This is a genomic window from Vibrio sp. Isolate25 (assembly GCF_022398025.1).
In the GTDB taxonomy this organism is placed as follows: Bacteria; Pseudomonadota; Gammaproteobacteria; order Enterobacterales; family Vibrionaceae; genus Vibrio; species Vibrio coralliilyticus_A.
The window spans coordinates 94,562-111,980 of record NZ_JAKEUT010000018.1 but is presented as its reverse complement, the minus strand read 5'-3'; the positions used below and the strand labels follow the sequence as shown (position 1 = coordinate 111,980).

Genomic DNA, 17,419 nt, shown 5'->3' with positions numbered 1-17,419 from the left:
TCAGACAACTCGTTTCCGCTCGACTTGCATGTGTTAGGCCTGCCGCCAGCGTTCAATCTGAGCCATGATCAAACTCTTCAATTTAAGATTTTGTCGGCTCAATGAATACTGAACATTACATAAAGTAATGTTTGAATTGACTGTGCTCTAATTGGTTTTCACTTTTGAAAAAGTAAAACAAAACAGCTCAAGGCTGCTTCCCAATTCGAATGGTCACTTCGTTTCATTGAAACCTAAATTGTTTCCGAAGAAACTATTTGGATTATCATCAACGAGTGCCCACACAGATTGATAGGTTTATATTGTTAAAGAGCTGTGCTTTTCAAGAAACTTTCTCTCAAAGCGGAGGTGCATTCTAGCGAGATAATTTGAAGAGTCAAACACTTTTTCAAACTTATTTTCTCAGAAGCTTTTCACCTCTCTAACATTGCTGAAGCCTTGTGGCGTCTGCCGTGTCAGTGGAAGCGCATTATAGGGAGTCCTTCTGATAGCGCAAGCCCTTTTTCAAAAAAAATTGAAAAAACTCATCGTTCGTTGAAAATGTGTTCAAAACAACAAAAAAGAGAGCAAAAAGCCCTCTTTTATCTATCTATTTCATTCAGTTTTAAATGAATGCGTACGCGTCAGCAAACATACGGTCACTGTTAGCGCCTTTGTTCTGGGTAAATTGTTCACGAGCCGCACCCGCCATTTCAAAACGTCCAGCAATGTAGATGTCATATTCTGCAAGAGAATCAAAATCGTCATTGACGGCTTGAAGTACGTTTCCGACTTTGCCTTGCCATTCAGAAGTCGCTTCTTCTACTACTGGAATAAAGTGCACGTTGCTCAACTGTGCTGCGATACCATCCAGTTCATCTTTAGCATATAGCTGGCGTTCATCTCGGCCACCCCAGTAAAGGTGGATCTCATTGGTCTTATTTTGAGCTACGCAGTGATCCAATATCGAACGCACGTAACTAAAGCCTGTACCACCAGCAATCAAAAGCAGAGGGCGTTCGCTCTCTTCTTTAACCCAGGCATCACCATGAGGAGCATCAATACTGATGTCACCATCATTTTCTAATGCGTTTTGCATCGCTTCGACAACTTCAAGAGCATACGCGTTATGCTCTGCTGCACCAATGTGAAGCTCTAGCTCGCCTTCGTGGCGACAAGGGCTGCTTGCAATAGAGAATGGACGTTTATCTTTTTCTCCCATCACAACCATTAGATACTGGCCAGCTTTAAAGCTGACTGGTGTCTCTGGATGCAACAGAATTCGATGGGTATTACAAGCTAACGGCTCAATAGACTTTACTTTACATTGGATGGTCATGTTATTCCTCTTACTTACTCCTCAAAAGTAAGTACCAAATTACTTTCTGCGAAGGCCTGACAAGCAAACACCCAGCCTTGTTGCTGCTCTTTCTCTGTGAGCATTGGCTCAAGCTGGTAAGTGACTCGACCTTCTATTTTCCGACACAGACACGCTGCGCACGCTCCCACTTGGCAACGGTTTGGGAAGCTGATGTTATGGTTGAGCGCAGCTTCCAATACCGTTTCCCCTTCCTGCACATCGAACTGTATATTCTGCGGCTGCAAGGTCACCAAATGGCTCATAATATTCCCAGCTTACTCCATTTTGCATCGACCTGCGCAACTAACTGAGAATCTTTCTTGATTGGGATGCCCCACTCTCGCTGGACTTCTCCCTCAAACTTGTTGGTCGCATCCAAACCTAACTTAGAACTGCGACCTTCTTTTGCTTCTATTTTTACGGTGTCACGATTAGGATCCATTCGCGTGGTGATTGCCCAGATAATGTCATTCCAATCGTGCACATTGACGTCATCATCGCAGAGAATAACAAACTTGGCATCCGTATACTGCTTAAGAAACTCCCATACGCCATTGAGCACCGCTTTCGATTGCATAGCATGCGTTTTCTTCATCGATACCACCATGAAGCGATCGGCCCCCGCAGATTCTGGTAAAGCGATATCAACAATTTCCGGGAATGCCTGACGAAGTTGTTGTAACTGCTCATCTGTAATCGCTGTTTGGCTTGCGGATGCTAGCTCTGGGTCAGAGGCCTTTTCGGCATCCCATTTAAGCGTTGCATCCAAGCCCATCTTAGAGCCAAGCCCTACAACCGGTGAGGCGAAGTCGAGAGAATCAATAGGCGTGTTGTCAATCATTAAGGTATCGCGAACAGGTTCCATATGCTCACACATGGCCTTCACGACATCATCCCAACTGCGCGCATTGACACTTTCATCGCACACTACAACGAACTTGGTGTACATGAACTGGCGAAGGAAAGACCATACCCCCATCATGACTCGCTTAGCGTGCCCTGGGTATTGCTTTTTCATCGTCACCACCGCCATGCGGTACGAACACCCTTCCGGTGGCAAATAGAAATCTTCTATTTCAGGAAACTGCTTTTGCAGGATCGGAACAAACACTTCATTTAACGCTACACCCAATACAGCAGGTTCATCTGGCGGACGCCCTGTGTAAGTGCTGTGATATATCGGGTCCTTACGCATGGTAATGTGAGTAATGGTAAAGACGTGGTGTTTTTCTTTTTCGTTATAATAACCAGTGTGGTCACCATAAGGCCCTTCGTCCGCATACTCATTCGGGTCAATGTAACCCTCAAGCACGATCTCTGCGCTAGCAGGCACTTCAAGGTTATTACTTACAGATTTAACCACTTCAGTTTTACTGCCTCGAAGCAAGCCCGCAAACGCATACTCGGATAAGGTATCTGGTACTGGTGTTACCGCGCCTAATATAGTGGCTGGGTCAGCACCAAATGCGACTGAAACAGGGAAAGGCTCTCCCGGGTTGGTTTCCATCCAGTCACGCAGATCAAGGGCACCACCACGGTGTGCCAGCCAGCGCATGATGATTTTGTTCTTACCAATTTTCTGCTGACGGTAAATTCCAAGATTCTGGCGCTTTTTATGTGGCCCTCGAGTCACGGTTAACCCCCACGTAAGCAGAGGCGCAACATCATCTTGCCAACAACTCATCACAGGGATTTTATCGAGATCAACTTCGTCACCTTGCCAGACAATCTCCTGACAGGCAGCTTTACGTAACCTTTTGGCTGGCATGTTTAAGACTTGTCTAAAAACAGGAAGTTTCTCTAACGCGTCTTTAAAGCCACGTGGTGGCTCGGGCTCCTTAAGATAAGCCAACAATTTGCCCACTTCACGAAGGTCTTTGACGTCTTCACGACCCATACCTATCGCAACCCGCTCAGGAGTGCCAAACAAGTTGGTCAGCACAGGCACATCGTAGCCAATGGGATTTTCAAACAACAATGCCGGGCCACCTGCACGTAAAGTACGGTCGCTAATCTCTGTCATTTCATAATGTGGATCAACAGGCTCGGAAATGCGTTTAAGCTTCCCTTCCTGCTCAAGGTGAGCGATAAAGTCGCGTAAATCCTTAAAACTCATAGGTCTTCTGTGACTGATTAAAGTGCAAGCAGTATAACAAAAAGAGGAATCTTCCGATCCCTCTTTTCTATAAGGTTATTTTTATTGTGATAATACGTTCAAAATCGCGCTGCTACGTACCTTTTGATTATGGCTAGCAAGCTCTTCTAGCCAAGTGGAATAACCCTGGTTGGCTAATTCCGTGGCCACCATGGAGGCCTCATCACGAATCGCCATTCTATCGATCAAGAAGGCTTTCACTTCTTCAGTCATGGGTTTAATTCGAGTCAACTCTTTAATGGCTTGCTCTTTAAGACTGGGGTTATGAGCAGCATGCATGATCTGGTTAACTGCAAAGACATCACCCACCTTAGCTAATCGGCTTAGCTCCGTCTCGCTGTGGAAATCTGCTCGCATCAACCAAAGGAGTTTATAGACTTCTGGATTTTCACTGACCTGAGCTAAACGAACCATGACTTGAGAAGAGGGTAACCAGCTGGTAACCGCTTCTCCGGTCAACTGAACGACTAAATTATCAACCGCCTCAGGTGATAAGCTGTCCAACTCACGGATGAGTAATGCTTCCCGAGCCTGTACCTGGTAATCACTACCAGACAGCCACTTTTTCAGTTCCAATTCACCGCGCTCGGCACTAAGAACAAAATCGAGAGTGGACTGATCTTGGTGCCACTGCTTGAGCAACCGACTGGCTATTGCCGGATAATTAAACGCAGGAACAGAAAATTCATAACCGTCACCTCTTTCCAGTACCTGATAGGTCGGCACCATGGCTTTTTGCTGTTCAACGAATAAAGCCATTTTCGGTGTCAAGATGACATTTTGGTCTTCAATTTTCTTGAGTAAAAGGTAGCGAGCCACTTCTTGTTGAGGAAGCGACAATCTTTCGAGAGCGAAATTGAGCGAGTCGATATTATTTTCGACAGCATATTGGAGAAGTTCAGCGACTTTGTAGTGAATCTGCTGATCCTGAAGTAACTGTTCGGCTTTGTCTGGATGCATTTCCATCGCAGCAACCGTTGGCGCTCCAATCAATAAAGATGTGCATAGGAGAACCGACGACAACATTCCTTGTTGCATGTTAACCTCCTCTTAACATTCTCGCTCATTGTGAGCCCTATCAAATGAGAATGCAAACAAAAACGCCACCGACAATGTCGATGGCGTTTGGAATCACAAATTCTTACTGACGACGCATAGCATCAAAGAACTCATCATTGGTCTTAGTCATTGCGAGCTTATCGATTAGGAATTCCATCGCGTCGATCTCACCCATCGGATGAACAATCTTACGCAAAATCCACATCTTCTGCAGCTCTTCATTCTTAGTCAAAAGTTCTTCACGACGAGTGCCTGAACGGTTGAAGTCGATAGCAGGGAAAACACGTTTCTCAGCGATCTTACGGTTCAGGTGGATTTCCATGTTACCTGTACCTTTAAATTCTTCGTAGATAACTTCATCCATTTTAGAACCAGTATCAACTAGAGCCGTTGCTAGAATCGTCAGGCTACCACCTTCTTCTACATTACGTGCAGCACCGAAGAAGCGCTTAGGACGATGTAGGGCGTTTGCATCGACACCACCAGTCAGAACTTTACCTGATGAAGGAACTACCGTGTTGTATGCACGAGCTAGACGAGTGATAGAGTCAAGTAAGATAACCACGTCTTTTTTGTGTTCAACCAAGCGTTTCGCTTTCTCGATCACCATTTCAGCAACTTGTACGTGACGAGACGCTGGCTCATCAAACGTTGACGCAACCACTTCACCTTTAACCAGGCGTTGCATCTCGGTTACTTCTTCTGGACGCTCGTCGATAAGCAGTACCATTAGCTCACACTCAGGGTGGTTGTAAGCAATGCTTTGAGCAATGTTTTGCAGCAGCATTGTTTTACCCGCTTTTGGCGGAGCCACGATTAGACCACGCTGACCTTTACCGATTGGAGAGGCTAAGTCTAAAACACGAGCTGTAATATCTTCTGTCGAACCGTTACCACGTTCCATCACCATACGCTCATTGGCGTGCAGTGGCGTTAAGTTTTCAAATAGAATCTTATTACGTGCGTTATCCGGCTTGTCATCATTAACTGTATTAACTTTCAACAGAGCAAAGTAACGCTCGCCGTCTTTTGGTGGACGAATCTTACCGGCAATCGAGTCACCAGTACGAAGGTTGAAACGGCGGATTTGACTTGGAGAGACATAGATATCGTCTGGACCTGCCAAGTAAGAACTGTCTGCGCTACGCAAGAAGCCAAAACCGTCTTGAAGTATTTCCAGAACCCCGTCGCCAAAAATATCTTCACCACTTTTTGCATGTGCTTTAAGGATGGCGAAGATGATGTCTTGCTTTCTTAGACGTGCCAGGTTTTCAAGGCCCAAGCTTTCGCCAAGTTTGACAAGATCAGACACAGGTCTGTTCTTCAGTTCTGTTAGATTCATTGTGGTGGATACTTTTTTAGTCAAAATAGGATCTGTTATTTAGTTAAGATGAATTTGGTCACAGGATCGACCAAGAAGAGATACTTGTTTATTTAACGTGCGATAAATTAGCACTAAATACTAGCCTAGTCTAGATTTTGTTAGCCTTCAAAAACAAAACCGCACATTGAGGTCAATGTACGGTCTTATCTGAACAACTTATTTATAGGTTCGCGTCCAAAAACTCTTTTAGTTGAGTCTTAGATAAAGCACCTACTTTCGTCGCTGCCACGCTACCATCTTTGAAAAGTAGTAACGTTGGGATACCACGAATACCAAATTTCGGTGGAGTACCTGCGTTTTGGTCGATATTCAGTTTACCGATAGTGAGTTTGCCTTCGTACTCGTCGGCGATTTCGTCCAAAATAGGAGCAATCATCTTACAAGGACCACACCATTCTGCCCAAAAATCAACAAGAACCGGGCCTGCAGCGTTTAGTACGTCGGCTTCAAAACCGTCATCAGTTAGCTGCAAAATCTTATCACTCATCTTCCACTCCAATGTGTTTTTTCGGAACTGGTTGGATGATAACCAGTATTTAGATGCCCTATTGGAATGTATTTACTTTCGTATTGCAAGCTTAAGCTGATATTCTATAGCCATGAAAAAGACGCATATCACAGAGCAAAAGTTCGCCAATTTGGGTTTACACCCCCAAGTTACTGAAGGTTTGGAGAAAAAAGGGTTCGAGTTTTGTACCCCAATCCAAGCTTTGGCGTTGCCGGTACTGCTCACCGGCCAAGACATCGCAGGTCAGGCTCAAACAGGTACAGGGAAAACCCTAGCCTTCCTGACGGCTACTTTTAACCATTTGCTGAACACTCCAGAGCACGAGGGTCGTAAACCAACGCAACCACGTGCCATCATCATGGCACCGACCCGTGAACTGGCAATTCAGATTTACAACGATGCAGAACCTCTCACCCAAAGCACAGGCATCAAAGCAGCTTTAGCTTACGGTGGTGAAAGCTACGACAAGCAGTTGGCGAAGCTTGAGCAAGGCGTCGATGTACTCATTGGCACCACAGGTCGCATTATTGATTTCTATAAGCAACGAGTCTTCAACCTGAACAATATTCAGGCGGTTGTGCTTGATGAAGCCGATCGCATGTTCGACCTTGGTTTCATCAAAGACATCCGTTTCCTATTCCGCCGTATGCCTGAGCCCAAAGAGCGCTTGAACATGTTGTTCTCAGCAACACTGTCATACCGTGTTCAAGAGCTGGCTTTCGAACATATGCACAACCCAGAGCACGTTGTGGTGGAACCGGAAGTCAAAACCGGTCACCGCATTCAGGAAGAGCTGTTTTACCCGTCTAACGAACACAAGATGTCTCTGCTACAAACTCTTATTGAAGAAGAGTGGCCAGAGCGCGCGATCATCTTTGCCAATACCAAACACAAATGTGAATCCGTATGGGGTCACCTAGCCGCTGATGGCCACCGTGTAGGACTATTGACGGGCGATGTACCGCAGAAGAAGCGCGAACGCATCTTAGAGCAGTTCACTAAAGGTGAAGTTGACCTGCTAGTGGCGACAGACGTGGCAGCTCGTGGTCTCCACATCCCTCAAGTGACTCACGTGTTTAACTTCGACCTACCTGACGATTGCGAAGATTACGTACACCGCATCGGTCGTACAGGTCGAGCAGGAGCCAGTGGTCACTCAATCAGCTTTGCGTGTGAAGATTATGCGATCAACCTTCCGCCAATTGAAGAGTATATTGAACACACGATTCCTGTGTCTGACTACGACCCAAGTGCTTTGATTGAAGATCTACCAGCACCGTTACGTCTGCGCTCTAACCGTCCGCAGCAACGTCGCACTAATACTGGTGGCTCACGCTCAGGCAACCGTCGTAACCACAACCGCTCTCGTCAACGTCAACAAAAGGATTCTTAAGTCGTCTATGAGCCAAGCAGTTTCTTCTCCGCTCTACGCTGCCATCGACCTCGGGTCGAACAGTTTTCACATGCTCGTTGTGCGTCATATTGATGGCAGCGTTCAAACTATGGCCAAAATCAAACGTAAGGTTCGTCTTGCCGCAGGGTTAGACAGCAACAATGCGTTAAGCCAAGAGGCCATGCAACGCGGGTGGGACTGCTTGAGTCTCTTTGCCGAGCGACTTCAGGATATCCCAGCTCAACACATTCGCATTGTGGGTACCGCTACACTGCGCACCGCAACCAATGCGGATGTCTTTGTTGAGAAAGCGAATCAGATTCTCGGCCACAAGATTGACGTTATCTGCGGTGAGGAGGAAGCCGCGACCATTTATAAAGGGGTCGCCCACACATCAGGTGGCTGCGGACGACGTTTGGTGGTCGATATTGGCGGTGCCAGTACTGAATTGATTATCGGTGAAGGTTTTGAAGCCAAAGCGCTGACCAGCCTGAAGATGGGTTGTGTCACTTGGCTGGAACGTCACTTTAAAGACCGCCAGCTCACCGTAACCAATTTTAATCATGCGATTGAAGCGGCCAAAGAAACGCTGAGACCTATCCTTGAGCAATACACTCAAATTGGCTGGGACGTGTGCGTGGGTGCTTCTGGTACGGTTCAGGCCTTGCAGGAAATTATGCTGGCGCAAGGTATGGACGAGGTCATTACTCACGCCAAACTCAAACGTCTGCAAAAACAAGCTATGCTGGCGGATCATTTGGAAGAGCTGGAGATTGAAGGGCTAACGCTAGAGCGCGCATTGGTATTCCCAAGCGGTCTTTCGATTCTCATCGCTATCTTTGAACTGCTTGAAATTGATTCGATGACACTAGCTGGCGGCGCACTGCGCGAAGGCCTAGTGTATGAAATGGTCGATGAACTCAAACAAGACGACATTCGTGCGCGCACAATTGCCAGTGTACAAAGTCGCTATCAGATTGATACCGCATACGGGGAGCAAGTGGCTACTTTAGCCAGTAAATTACTTGAGCAATGTGAAGCCCAGTGGATTACAGAAGCTCAGGGAAGTATTTTGCTCGAAACGGCGGCCAAGCTGCACGAGATCGGTCTGACGATTGATTTCAAGAAAGGCGGCGAACACAGTGCTTACCTGCTACAAAACCTTGATCTTCCGGGTTATACCCGAGCACAAAAACACTTTCTAGGTGAAATCTCGCGTCGTTACCGTGAGCAGCTCACGTCTCTACCAGAGCAACACGCACTGTCGGGTAATAGTGCTAAACGAGTCCTGCGCCTGTTGCGTTTGGCGGTTCTTCTCACTCATCGTCGCAACCCAGATTTAGAACCAAGCATCACTCTTCAATCTCAAGGCGATAAGCTAACTTTGACTATCGCAGAACAATGGCTGAAAGCCAACCCTCTGACTGCCGCAGAGTTAGAAATTGAAGCCAACCGTCAAAGTGATATTGGCTGGCCCTTAAATATCATTGCTAAGTAGCAAGCCCAATAAAAAAGCCCGGTCAGAGTATTCTCTACCGGGCTTTGTTTTGATTCACACTTACTGAGCGCCGACCACTTTAAACTCTGGGTTAACGGCTGTCAGCTTCTTCACCAAATAATTCAATAAGACGCCATACATAGGCACAAACAGACCTAAGCTGATCACCAGTTTGAATCCATAATCCACCAGCGCAATTTCTGTCCAGTGCTCGGCCATAAATGGATCAGGACTCTGGTAAAACGCAATCGCAAAAAACGCGATGGTGTCGAGCGCATTACCAAATAAGGTTGAACACGTTGGGGCAACCCACCACTGCTTTAGCTGGCGTAGACGGTTAAATACGTGCACATCCAAAATCTGACCCAGCAAATAAGCCATAAAGCTCGCAATCGCGATTCGTGCCACAAACAAGTTAAACTCGCCTAATTGGCTAAAGCCTTGGAATGCGCCTTCATAGAAGAGAACGGATAGGCCATAAGACACCGCAAGAGCTGGCAGCATCACCAAGAAGATAATCTTACGAGCTAGTTGCGCGCCAAAAATCCGCACCGTCAAATCGGTCGCTAGGAAGATAAACGGGAAAGTGAAAGCGCCCCAAGTGGTATGAAACCCGAACACGGTGAACGGAAGCTGAACCAGATAGTTACTTGATGCAATAATGATCAGGTGGAACAGGACTAATAAGAAAAGGGCTTTGCGCTGCTGCGCAGGGGTAAAGTTACTCATGCGATACCTTTTTAGTTTGGTTTGGGGGTGAGGGAACCCAAATCGAATCACTTCCAAGCCACGGAAGGACTCTGACCAACAATGTAAAATGAAAAATCAATGTGATATTTAAGTCGTACCGTTTGTGCAAACTGACACTCAGCTATTACATTGCAAAAACCTCCGACACGACAAATATCGCGGCGGGCGATTATACATTAACCAATATGAGTCGCAATAGGCAGGTTTTACGCAATCGTTAACCTAGCTAAAATCCACGCTGAAACAGGCCCGCTAGGTAATCTAACTCTTCTTTGCTGGCATCTATACTCAGAGCTTCCAACCAGATACTTTCGCTGTAATGCTCGGACTTAAGAAACAGCTGACACCCCTCAAAATCAATCAACCATGAGTGAATATCAGCATCCCATTGCTTTTCAATCACAGACGCAGAAAGGAGTGTAATCAGCTTATCGGCCAGCTGAGGAAAACTATCAAAATCAAAGCGTGGAGCTCGAATGATGATACGACCTTGTTGCGCTTGATACTCAAGTAAACCAAATTCCGTTTGTTGCCCTGAATCAACCATGATGAGTAATGTGCTCCTGAATTAAATCTAAGAATGGGTCCGCGTATTTTTCTAACTTACGTTGCCCTACTCCATTGACCGCTAGCATTTCACCATAAGAGGTTGGCAAAATTTCCGCCATATCAATCAAGGTGGCATCACTGAACACCACGTACGGCGGTAAGCCATCTTCATCGGCAATCGCTTTGCGTAGCTTACGCAGCTTAGCAAACAGCTTTTTGTCGTAGTTTTTACTGGTGAGCTTATCGGACTTAGCCGCTCTTGCGGCGGTATCCAGACGAGGCACGGCTAATTCAAGAGCGGTATCTCCACGCAATAGTGGGCGCGCTTCCTCAGTAAGCTGTAAGGTCGAGTTGCGAGTAATGTTCTGGAACAGCATCCCTTTATGGATCAACTGACGGAAAATACTCACCCAGTAATCGTGACTGTTTTCACGTCCAATACCATAGGTAGTGAGCTTGTCGTGGCCATTTTCACGAATGCGGATATTCTGCATTCCGCGCAGAACTTCAACCACATAACCCATACCAAAGCTCTGATTAACCCGATAGACACAAGACAAGGCTTTACGTGCCTGTTCAGTGGCATCAAAATGCTTGGGCGGGTCCAAGCAGATGTCGCAGTTGCCACAAGGCTGCTCACGGTACTCACCAAAATAATTCAATAACACCTGACGGCGGCACGTCTGCGCTTCAGCAAAAGCACTCATCGCATTGAGTTTATGCGCTTCCACCTGCTTTTGCGGCCCGTCATCTTTTTCATCCAACATGCGCCTTAGCCAGCTGATGTCCGCTGGGTCATACAGCATCATCGCTTCCGCAGGTAAGCCATCCCGACCTGCACGACCAGTTTCTTGATAATAGGATTCAATGTTGCGCGGAATATCAAAGTGAACCACAAAGCGCACGTTGGGTTTGTTGATCCCCATACCAAACGCCACAGTCGCGACGACAATTTGAATATCATCACGCTGAAACGCTTCTTGCACATAGGCACGTTCATCAACATCCAACCCAGCATGATAACTGGCCGCACGTATATGGTTTTTGCACAGTTTTTCTGTCACCATCTCGACTTTCTTGCGGCTACCACAATAAATAATGCCACAGTGACCTTTATGTGTATCGAGAAACCGGATCACCTGAGAAATCGGTTTGTGCTTTTCTACTAAGGTGTAGCGGATGTTAGGGCGATCAAAACTGCCCAAATAGATGTGTGGGTCATTGAGCTGCAAACGGTGCATGATGTCACTGCGTGTTGCATCATCGGCCGTTGCTGTCAGCGCCATAAAAGGCACATGAGGAAACTGTTGTTTTATTTGCCCGAGTGAAGCGTATTCCGGCCTGAAGTCATGCCCCCACTGGGAGATACAGTGTGCTTCGTCAACGGCGATCATGGACAGCGACAGACTTTCAAGGCGTTCGAGAAAGTCACGCATCAAGACACGCTCCGGTGACACATACACCAGTTTAAGCTGACCTGAACGCATCCGGTTATATACAGAAACCAAATCTTCACGAGGCATAGCTGAGTTGACACACTCCGCCGCCACACCATTGGCTTTAAGCTGATCGACTTGGTCTTTCATTAATGAAATCAGCGGCGAAATCACTAAAGTTAGACCATCACGGACAAGTGCTGGGATCTGATAACAGAGTGACTTACCGCCACCCGTCGGCATGATGACTAAACTGTCCTGTCCATCAACAGCGGCATCGATTACTTCCTGTTGGCCGTCTCGGAATGACTGATAACCAAACACATCCTCAAGTACGCTTTGTGGTGTCAGTGAAGGGTCAGATTGTTCAGCAAGCAGCGTCGCGGTCATTGATATCTCGATAGCGCCAAGAGTGGAGGAAAGCAAAGGGCACATTGTAGTAGTGTTACGATATGAATAAAACCGCAAATTGCTAGGTGATTAACTGACTCATTCGTATACTGGATGCTTCCTTTTTAAAAATCACCCTTTGAGTAAACGTCAATGACAGCAGAAGAGCAACAGAGAGCACGGCAAGGCGTCCTTCTCGCCATCGGTGCCTACACCATGTGGGGGATTGCACCGATCTATTTTAAAACCATCAGTGAAGTTTCACCGTTTGAAATCTTAGGTCACCGCGTTGTGTGGTCTTTTGTTCTACTGGCCGTGTTACTGCACGTTGGCCGTCGCTGGCGTGGTGTGCGCGATGTGATCCGATCCAAAACCAAAATGCTATTTCTGGTTTCCACCTCACTGCTCGTGGGAGTGAACTGGTTAATTTTCATCTGGTCAGTGAATGCCAATCATATGTTAGATGCCAGCCTCGGTTACTACATCAACCCCTTGATTAATGTCCTGCTCGGTATGCTGTTCTTAGGCGAAAGACTGCGCAAGCTACAATGGTTTGCCGTTGCACTTGCGGCTTGCGGTGTCATGGTTCAGTTGATCGCTTTTGGTTCAGTCCCCACCGTCGCCATTGCTCTGGCACTGACGTTTGGTTTTTACGGACTATTACGTAAGAAAGTCAGCCTAGATGCCCAAACAGGCTTATTCATTGAGACTTTGATCATGCTACCTGCCGCCGCGGTGTATTTACTGTGGATTGCCGATTCCCCAACTTCCGATTTTGCAGCGAACCCGATGAACCTAAACCTGCTGCTAATCTCCGCTGGGATCATTACGACCTTGCCACTACTGTGTTTCACTGGGGCTGCTACCCGTCTTAAGCTCTCCACTTTGGGCTTTTTTCAGTACATTGGCCCAAGCCTGATGTTCTTACTGGCAGTACTGGTATATGGCGAAGCCTTTACCACAGACAAGGCCATTACCTTTGCCTTTATCTGGGGCGCACTCATGGTATTTAGCTTTGACGGACTTAAGACCAATAAACAATCACGAAAAATCGCAACGGTAAAGTGATCGTTTTTTACAAGACAATGTGACACAGCCGATATAAGCTTGGTGAAAGTTTCACCAAGCTTTTTTGTTTTATGGATCAGGTCAGCTACCACACGACACAAAATAAAGAGATTAGCCTGATTGAAGCCAACTATCAGAAGTTTGCCTTTCAGCGCCACTATCATCTTGATTTTCATATCGGGTTGATCACACACGGCCAGCAAAAATTCCATTATCAAGGTCAGAGCCACAATGTTGGCGCTGGGCAAATCGTCATCATGCCACCGGATGAGCTGCATGACGGGCGCCCTATGCTCGACAGTGGCTATCAAGTGCGCGTGTTCTCCGTCGAACCGGAGTGGTTCAGTGAATTAGCAGAGCTGAAGCAAAACAATGCTCAGATCCAATTCAATCAGTTGATTGTCTCCGATTCGCGCATCTTCAATCCTCTCGCTCAGTTGCACAGTGCGTTAGCCGATAACCAACTGAGTCAGCTGGCGAAAGACTGTATGCCGTACGAAGGCTTCGAGCAGCTTTTCACCCATTATGGTGCTCTGGAGCAAAAGCCTATCGTCCCGCTAGGTAATCAGTCAGTCTCAACGTTAAAAGAATATCTGATGGAGAATCTGGCGCAGCCAGTCAGACTTGAACAGCTCTCCCAGCTATGTGACCTCAGCCCAACGCAATTTCAGCGCCATTTCAAAGCCAAAGTTGGTCTGACACCTTACGCCTGGCTGAGCCGCCTGCGCTTAGAGCAGGGGTTTAAGCTACTCAAAAGCGGTGTCTGCGGTACCGAAGTGGCACACCAGATTGGCTTCTACGACCAAGCCCATTTCAGCAAAGCGTTTAAAGCCACTTATGGTGTTCCCCCTTCTAAGGTTCAGTGCCAATAATTTACAATTATTGTGCTTTCGAACAGGGCACAATCCGGTCATCAATTATTAAAGAGCCTTACCATGAACGAACTGACCATTCTTGCCACGTTAGCAACTGTACACTTTATCGCTTTAATGAGCCCTGGGCCGGATTTCGCGCTAGTGGTACAAAACGCAACACGTTACGGTCGCCAGACAGGCTTATACATTGCGCTTGGCTTGTCGTTTGGCATTCTGCTTCACTCTGTATTGAGCCTAACGGGCGTCAGTTACCTTGTTCACCAGCAGCCGACTTTATTTGCAGTCCTGCAACTCGCTGGCGGCAGTTACTTATTCTACCTAGGCTATGGCGCACTCAAGGCCAGTTGGTCAATACTACGTAACAACAATCTAAACGACGAACCATCCGCTCAAACCAGCTTATTACTAAGCAACAAGCGTCAGGCTTTCTCGCGCGGCTTTGCCACCAACATCCTCAACCCAAAGGCGTTGGTGTTCTTTGTCAGCCTGATGTCGAGCTTAGTGCCAGCCAGCATGTCACTAACTGGTAAAGGAATGGCATTGGTCATTCTTTGGGGGCTGTCTTTACTATGGTTCTCATTTCTTGCGTGGGCCTTATCAACTCAACGTATGCAGCGAAAAATTCATTCTCTGGCCGTATATATCGATAGCCTTTGTGGTGTCCTATTCACCCTTATCGGCCTGAGCATTTTGTGGCAATCCCTGTCTGCCCTGCTCTCAAGTGTCTAAAATTTGATTCAAGATTACATTTCCATAACAAATCCTTAGACTCAAAGTTACTCCACTGTCACTCTTGTCGCTGCATAAATAACAAGGAGAACAAGATGCAGTGGAAACGTACTTTCCTAACGACGTGCCTATTACTAACGTCCGTTGGTGCTGCCGCAAATCAGGCTGCCGATTCAGTTGCCCCAGAACACAGTAGTGGCTTAGAACAAAAGCAACTGGTTAAGGCCAAAGACTGGATGATCACCGCCGCCAACCCGCTAGCGACACAAGCGGGCGCTGATATCCTCAAGCAAGGCGGTAACGCTATCGATGCTATGGTCACCACTCAGCTCATGCTGGGTCTGGTTGAACCGCAGTCCTCAGGGATTGGTGGCGGCGCGTTCTTGGTTTACTGGGATGCTAAAAAGCAGCAGTTAACGACTTATGATGGCCGTGAAACCGCGCCTCTCGCCGCCACCCCTCGCCTTTTCCAAGATGAGAATGGCGAACCAATGCAGTTTTACGACGCCGTCGTGGGTGGCCGTTCTGTTGGTACACCAGGTACCGTAAAACTGATGTGGGATACTCATCAGAAATACGGCAAGCTTGAATGGAAAAAGCTAATTGAGCCTGTGGTCGAAGTCGCTAAGAACGGTTTTACCATTAGCCCTCGTCTAGCAACCTTAATTGAAAAGGATGAAGAGCGCTTGTCGCGTTTCCCTGCCACAAAAGCTTACTTCTTTAATAGTGATGGCTCTGTCAAACAGCAAGGCACATTACTTAAGAACCCTGAATATGCAGCGACACTCGAAGCCATCGCCAAAGGTGGTGCGGATGCGTTTTATAAAGGCAAAATTGCAAGCGATATTGTCAACACCGTTCAGTCAGCCGCTGGCAACCCGGGCGTACTGGCACAAGCTGATTTCGATGCTTACCAAATCAAACAGCGTCAACCTGTCTGCTCTGCGTATCAAAGCTACGACATCTGCGGAATGGGTCCACCAAGTTCTGGCGCCCTTACCGTGGGTCAGATTCTGGCGATGACAGAGCAGTTTGATCTCAAAAACTGGGGCCCTGATAACGCTAAATCCTGGCAGGTTATCGCCGATGCTTCACGCTTAGCCTTTGCAGATCGTGGCATGTACATGGCCGATGAAGATTTTGTCCCTATGCCAACTCAAGGTTTGATCAACTCAGACTACCTTAAGCAGCGCGCGAAACTGATCACGCCAGGGAAAGCACTGGGGTCAGCACCAGCGGGCACACCACCTTGGGACTACGCTCAGCGCCAAAGCCGTGATGAATCCATCGAACTGCCATCTACCAGCCACTTCAATGTGGTTGATAAAGAGGGCAACGTGGTGTCGATCACCACCACGATTGAGAACGCGTTTGGCTCACGCTTGATGACCAATGGGTTCCTGCTCAATAACGAGCTGACCGACTTCTCTTTCCGTACCCACAAAGACGGTTACCCTATCGCCAACCGCTTAGAGCCGGGCAAACGCCCTCGCTCCTCAATGGCACCGACCATCATCATGCAAGACGATAAACCTTATATGGCTATCGGTTCTCCGGGTGGCAGCCGTATCATAGGTTATGTTGCCCAAGCGATCATTGCTCACACGCAATGGGATATGGATATTCAACAAGCCATCAACCAGCCACACTTGCTAAATCGCTTCGGTACATTAGATATTGAGCAAGGAACAGAGGCAGAAAAATTCAAATCAGAGTTAGAGAAAATGGGTTTCGAAGTGAATATTCGTGACTTGAATTCTGGCCTACACGCAATTCTATTCAAAAATAATGAATTAGAAGGCGCTGCAGACCCAAGACGCGAAGGTGCCGCTATCGGCCAATAGCGTCGATCTGCTCACCAGCTTGTGCGAGATCTCTTACAGGCTGGTGAGCAAAAATAGCTTTTTTAGTGAGAAGATTACAACTTACGAAGCGTATGTCATTGTAATAAAAGAAAACGTTCTAATTTTAACCAAACTTTTATTCAATAAGTCAAATTCTGTGCTATTGCTGAATACCGTCAAAAACGTAATATTAAACCTGTCGGAAGGATGCTGACACGGAACAGGAATTACCACGGATTTGGTAATCTTCAGGAAGAAGATTCGGTTGTTCAGGATGAACAATCGGCAAGGATAGCAAATAGGACATTGAACGGACTCAATAGTAACTAGGATGGTTACTACTAAGGATGGGAAATGGACACCTCTGGACGAGGAAAGGACTTATCATCAGGATGATGAAAAGGACACCGCTCAAGGAACAAGCGAAGTGAGCTAACGAGGA

General features: G+C 47.0%; 15 protein-coding genes and 1 rRNA gene. 6 read left to right on the top strand and 10 right to left on the bottom strand.

Going from position 1 to position 17,419, the window contains the following annotated elements:
• The 7 genes from L1D15_RS20285 to trxA form a co-directional block, all read right to left on the bottom strand.
• Nucleotides 1–84 (bottom strand): 16S ribosomal RNA (locus L1D15_RS20285); the annotation flags it as partial.
• Nucleotides 85–604: 520 nt separating this feature from the next.
• On the bottom strand, nt 605–1,318 hold the full coding sequence (fre, locus tag L1D15_RS20280) for an NAD(P)H-flavin reductase (RefSeq protein WP_239876847.1): 714 nt from the start codon (nt 1,316–1,318) through the stop codon (nt 605–607).
• A 14-nt stretch (nt 1,319–1,332) separates the two neighbouring features.
• Nucleotides 1,333–1,602 carry a 2Fe-2S iron-sulfur cluster-binding protein gene (locus L1D15_RS20275; RefSeq protein ID WP_006957648.1) on the bottom strand — a complete coding sequence of 90 codons (270 nt, stop codon included), beginning with the start codon at nt 1,600–1,602 and terminating at the stop codon, nt 1,333–1,335.
• Nucleotides 1,599–3,455: a 4-hydroxy-3-polyprenylbenzoate decarboxylase gene (gene ubiD, locus L1D15_RS20270; protein ID WP_239876846.1), complete on the bottom strand. Its 1,857-nt coding sequence runs from the start codon at nt 3,453–3,455 to the stop codon at nt 1,599–1,601. Before ubiD ends, L1D15_RS20275 begins: the two co-directional genes overlap by 4 nt.
• An 81-nt stretch (nt 3,456–3,536) precedes the next feature.
• Nucleotides 3,537–4,532 (bottom strand): hypothetical protein, encoded by a 996-nt coding sequence (locus L1D15_RS20265; protein WP_239876845.1) that lies wholly within the window; start codon nt 4,530–4,532, stop codon nt 3,537–3,539.
• A gap of 103 nt (nt 4,533–4,635) precedes the next feature.
• Nucleotides 4,636–5,895, bottom strand: a complete 1,260-nt coding sequence (rho, locus tag L1D15_RS20260; protein WP_004745495.1) for a transcription termination factor Rho — start codon at nt 5,893–5,895, stop codon at nt 4,636–4,638.
• Nucleotides 5,896–6,097: 202 nt separating this feature from the next.
• On the bottom strand, nt 6,098–6,424 hold the full coding sequence (gene trxA, locus L1D15_RS20255) for a thioredoxin TrxA (protein WP_239838687.1): 327 nt from the start codon (nt 6,422–6,424) through the stop codon (nt 6,098–6,100).
• Between the two features lie 112 nt (nt 6,425–6,536).
• Here trxA and rhlB point away from each other — a divergent pair, with 112 nt between their 5' ends.
• Nucleotides 6,537–7,838 (top strand): ATP-dependent RNA helicase RhlB, encoded by a 1,302-nt coding sequence (rhlB, locus tag L1D15_RS20250; protein ID WP_239838688.1) that lies wholly within the window; start codon nt 6,537–6,539, stop codon nt 7,836–7,838.
• A gap of 7 nt (nt 7,839–7,845) precedes the next feature.
• Nucleotides 7,846–9,336, top strand: coding sequence for a guanosine-5'-triphosphate,3'-diphosphate diphosphatase (gene gppA, locus L1D15_RS20245; RefSeq protein WP_239876844.1), 1,491 nt, complete (start codon nt 7,846–7,848; stop codon nt 9,334–9,336).
• Nucleotides 9,337–9,396: 60 nt separating this feature from the next.
• Here gppA and L1D15_RS20240 read toward each other — a convergent pair whose 3' ends face one another.
• From L1D15_RS20240 to recQ, 3 genes are all read right to left on the bottom strand, one after another.
• Nucleotides 9,397–10,065 carry a 7-cyano-7-deazaguanine/7-aminomethyl-7-deazaguanine transporter gene (locus L1D15_RS20240; RefSeq protein WP_239876843.1) on the bottom strand — a complete coding sequence of 223 codons (669 nt, stop codon included), beginning with the start codon at nt 10,063–10,065 and terminating at the stop codon, nt 9,397–9,399.
• 247 nt (nt 10,066–10,312) lie between these two features.
• Nucleotides 10,313–10,633, bottom strand: a complete 321-nt coding sequence (locus L1D15_RS20235) for a DUF3630 family protein (RefSeq protein WP_239876842.1) — start codon at nt 10,631–10,633, stop codon at nt 10,313–10,315.
• Nucleotides 10,626–12,461, bottom strand: a complete 1,836-nt coding sequence (gene recQ, locus L1D15_RS20230) for an ATP-dependent DNA helicase RecQ (RefSeq protein WP_239876841.1) — start codon at nt 12,459–12,461, stop codon at nt 10,626–10,628. The genes L1D15_RS20235 and recQ overlap by 8 nt, the downstream gene beginning before the upstream one ends.
• A 153-nt stretch (nt 12,462–12,614) precedes the next feature.
• Between recQ and rarD the strand changes: the two genes are divergently transcribed.
• From rarD to ggt, 4 genes are all read left to right on the top strand, one after another.
• A complete protein-coding gene (rarD, locus tag L1D15_RS20225) occupies nt 12,615–13,529 on the top strand; it encodes an EamA family transporter RarD (RefSeq protein ID WP_239876840.1) in 915 nt (304 codons plus the stop codon).
• 71 nt (nt 13,530–13,600) lie between these two features.
• Nucleotides 13,601–14,401, top strand: a complete 801-nt coding sequence (locus L1D15_RS20220) for an AraC family transcriptional regulator (RefSeq protein WP_239876839.1) — start codon at nt 13,601–13,603, stop codon at nt 14,399–14,401.
• Between the two features lie 63 nt (nt 14,402–14,464).
• Nucleotides 14,465–15,133: a LysE family translocator gene (locus L1D15_RS20215; protein WP_239876838.1), complete on the top strand. Its 669-nt coding sequence runs from the start codon at nt 14,465–14,467 to the stop codon at nt 15,131–15,133.
• Between the two features lie 95 nt (nt 15,134–15,228).
• The gene (gene ggt, locus L1D15_RS20210; RefSeq protein WP_239876837.1) at nt 15,229–16,977 is read left to right on the top strand and encodes a gamma-glutamyltransferase; all 1,749 of its coding nucleotides are present in this window, start codon (nt 15,229–15,231) and stop codon (nt 16,975–16,977) included.
• The last annotated feature ends 442 nt before the right edge of the window (nt 16,978–17,419 follow it).

Excerpts from the sequence above, each read along its gene's own strand:
- fre (WP_239876847.1), bottom strand. The coding sequence starts at position 1,318 with ATGACCATCCAATGTAAAGTAAAGTCTATTGAGCCGTTAGCTTGTAAT.
- L1D15_RS20275 (WP_006957648.1), bottom strand. The coding sequence starts at position 1,602 with ATGAGCCATTTGGTGACCTTGCAGCCGCAGAATATACAGTTCGATGTG.
- ubiD (WP_239876846.1), bottom strand. The coding sequence starts at position 3,455 with ATGAGTTTTAAGGATTTACGCGACTTTATCGCTCACCTTGAGCAGGAA.
- L1D15_RS20265 (WP_239876845.1), bottom strand. The coding sequence starts at position 4,532 with ATGCAACAAGGAATGTTGTCGTCGGTTCTCCTATGCACATCTTTATTG.
- rho (WP_004745495.1), bottom strand. The coding sequence starts at position 5,895 with ATGAATCTAACAGAACTGAAGAACAGACCTGTGTCTGATCTTGTCAAA.
- trxA (WP_239838687.1), bottom strand. The coding sequence starts at position 6,424 with ATGAGTGATAAGATTTTGCAGCTAACTGATGACGGTTTTGAAGCCGAC.
- rhlB (WP_239838688.1), top strand. The coding sequence starts at position 6,537 with ATGAAAAAGACGCATATCACAGAGCAAAAGTTCGCCAATTTGGGTTTA.
- gppA (WP_239876844.1), top strand. The coding sequence starts at position 7,846 with ATGAGCCAAGCAGTTTCTTCTCCGCTCTACGCTGCCATCGACCTCGGG.
- L1D15_RS20240 (WP_239876843.1), bottom strand. The coding sequence starts at position 10,065 with ATGAGTAACTTTACCCCTGCGCAGCAGCGCAAAGCCCTTTTCTTATTA.
- L1D15_RS20235 (WP_239876842.1), bottom strand. The coding sequence starts at position 10,633 with ATGGTTGATTCAGGGCAACAAACGGAATTTGGTTTACTTGAGTATCAA.
- recQ (WP_239876841.1), bottom strand. The coding sequence starts at position 12,461 with ATGACCGCGACGCTGCTTGCTGAACAATCTGACCCTTCACTGACACCA.
- rarD (WP_239876840.1), top strand. The coding sequence starts at position 12,615 with ATGACAGCAGAAGAGCAACAGAGAGCACGGCAAGGCGTCCTTCTCGCC.
- L1D15_RS20220 (WP_239876839.1), top strand. The coding sequence starts at position 13,601 with ATGGATCAGGTCAGCTACCACACGACACAAAATAAAGAGATTAGCCTG.
- L1D15_RS20215 (WP_239876838.1), top strand. The coding sequence starts at position 14,465 with ATGAACGAACTGACCATTCTTGCCACGTTAGCAACTGTACACTTTATC.
- ggt (WP_239876837.1), top strand. The coding sequence starts at position 15,229 with ATGCAGTGGAAACGTACTTTCCTAACGACGTGCCTATTACTAACGTCC.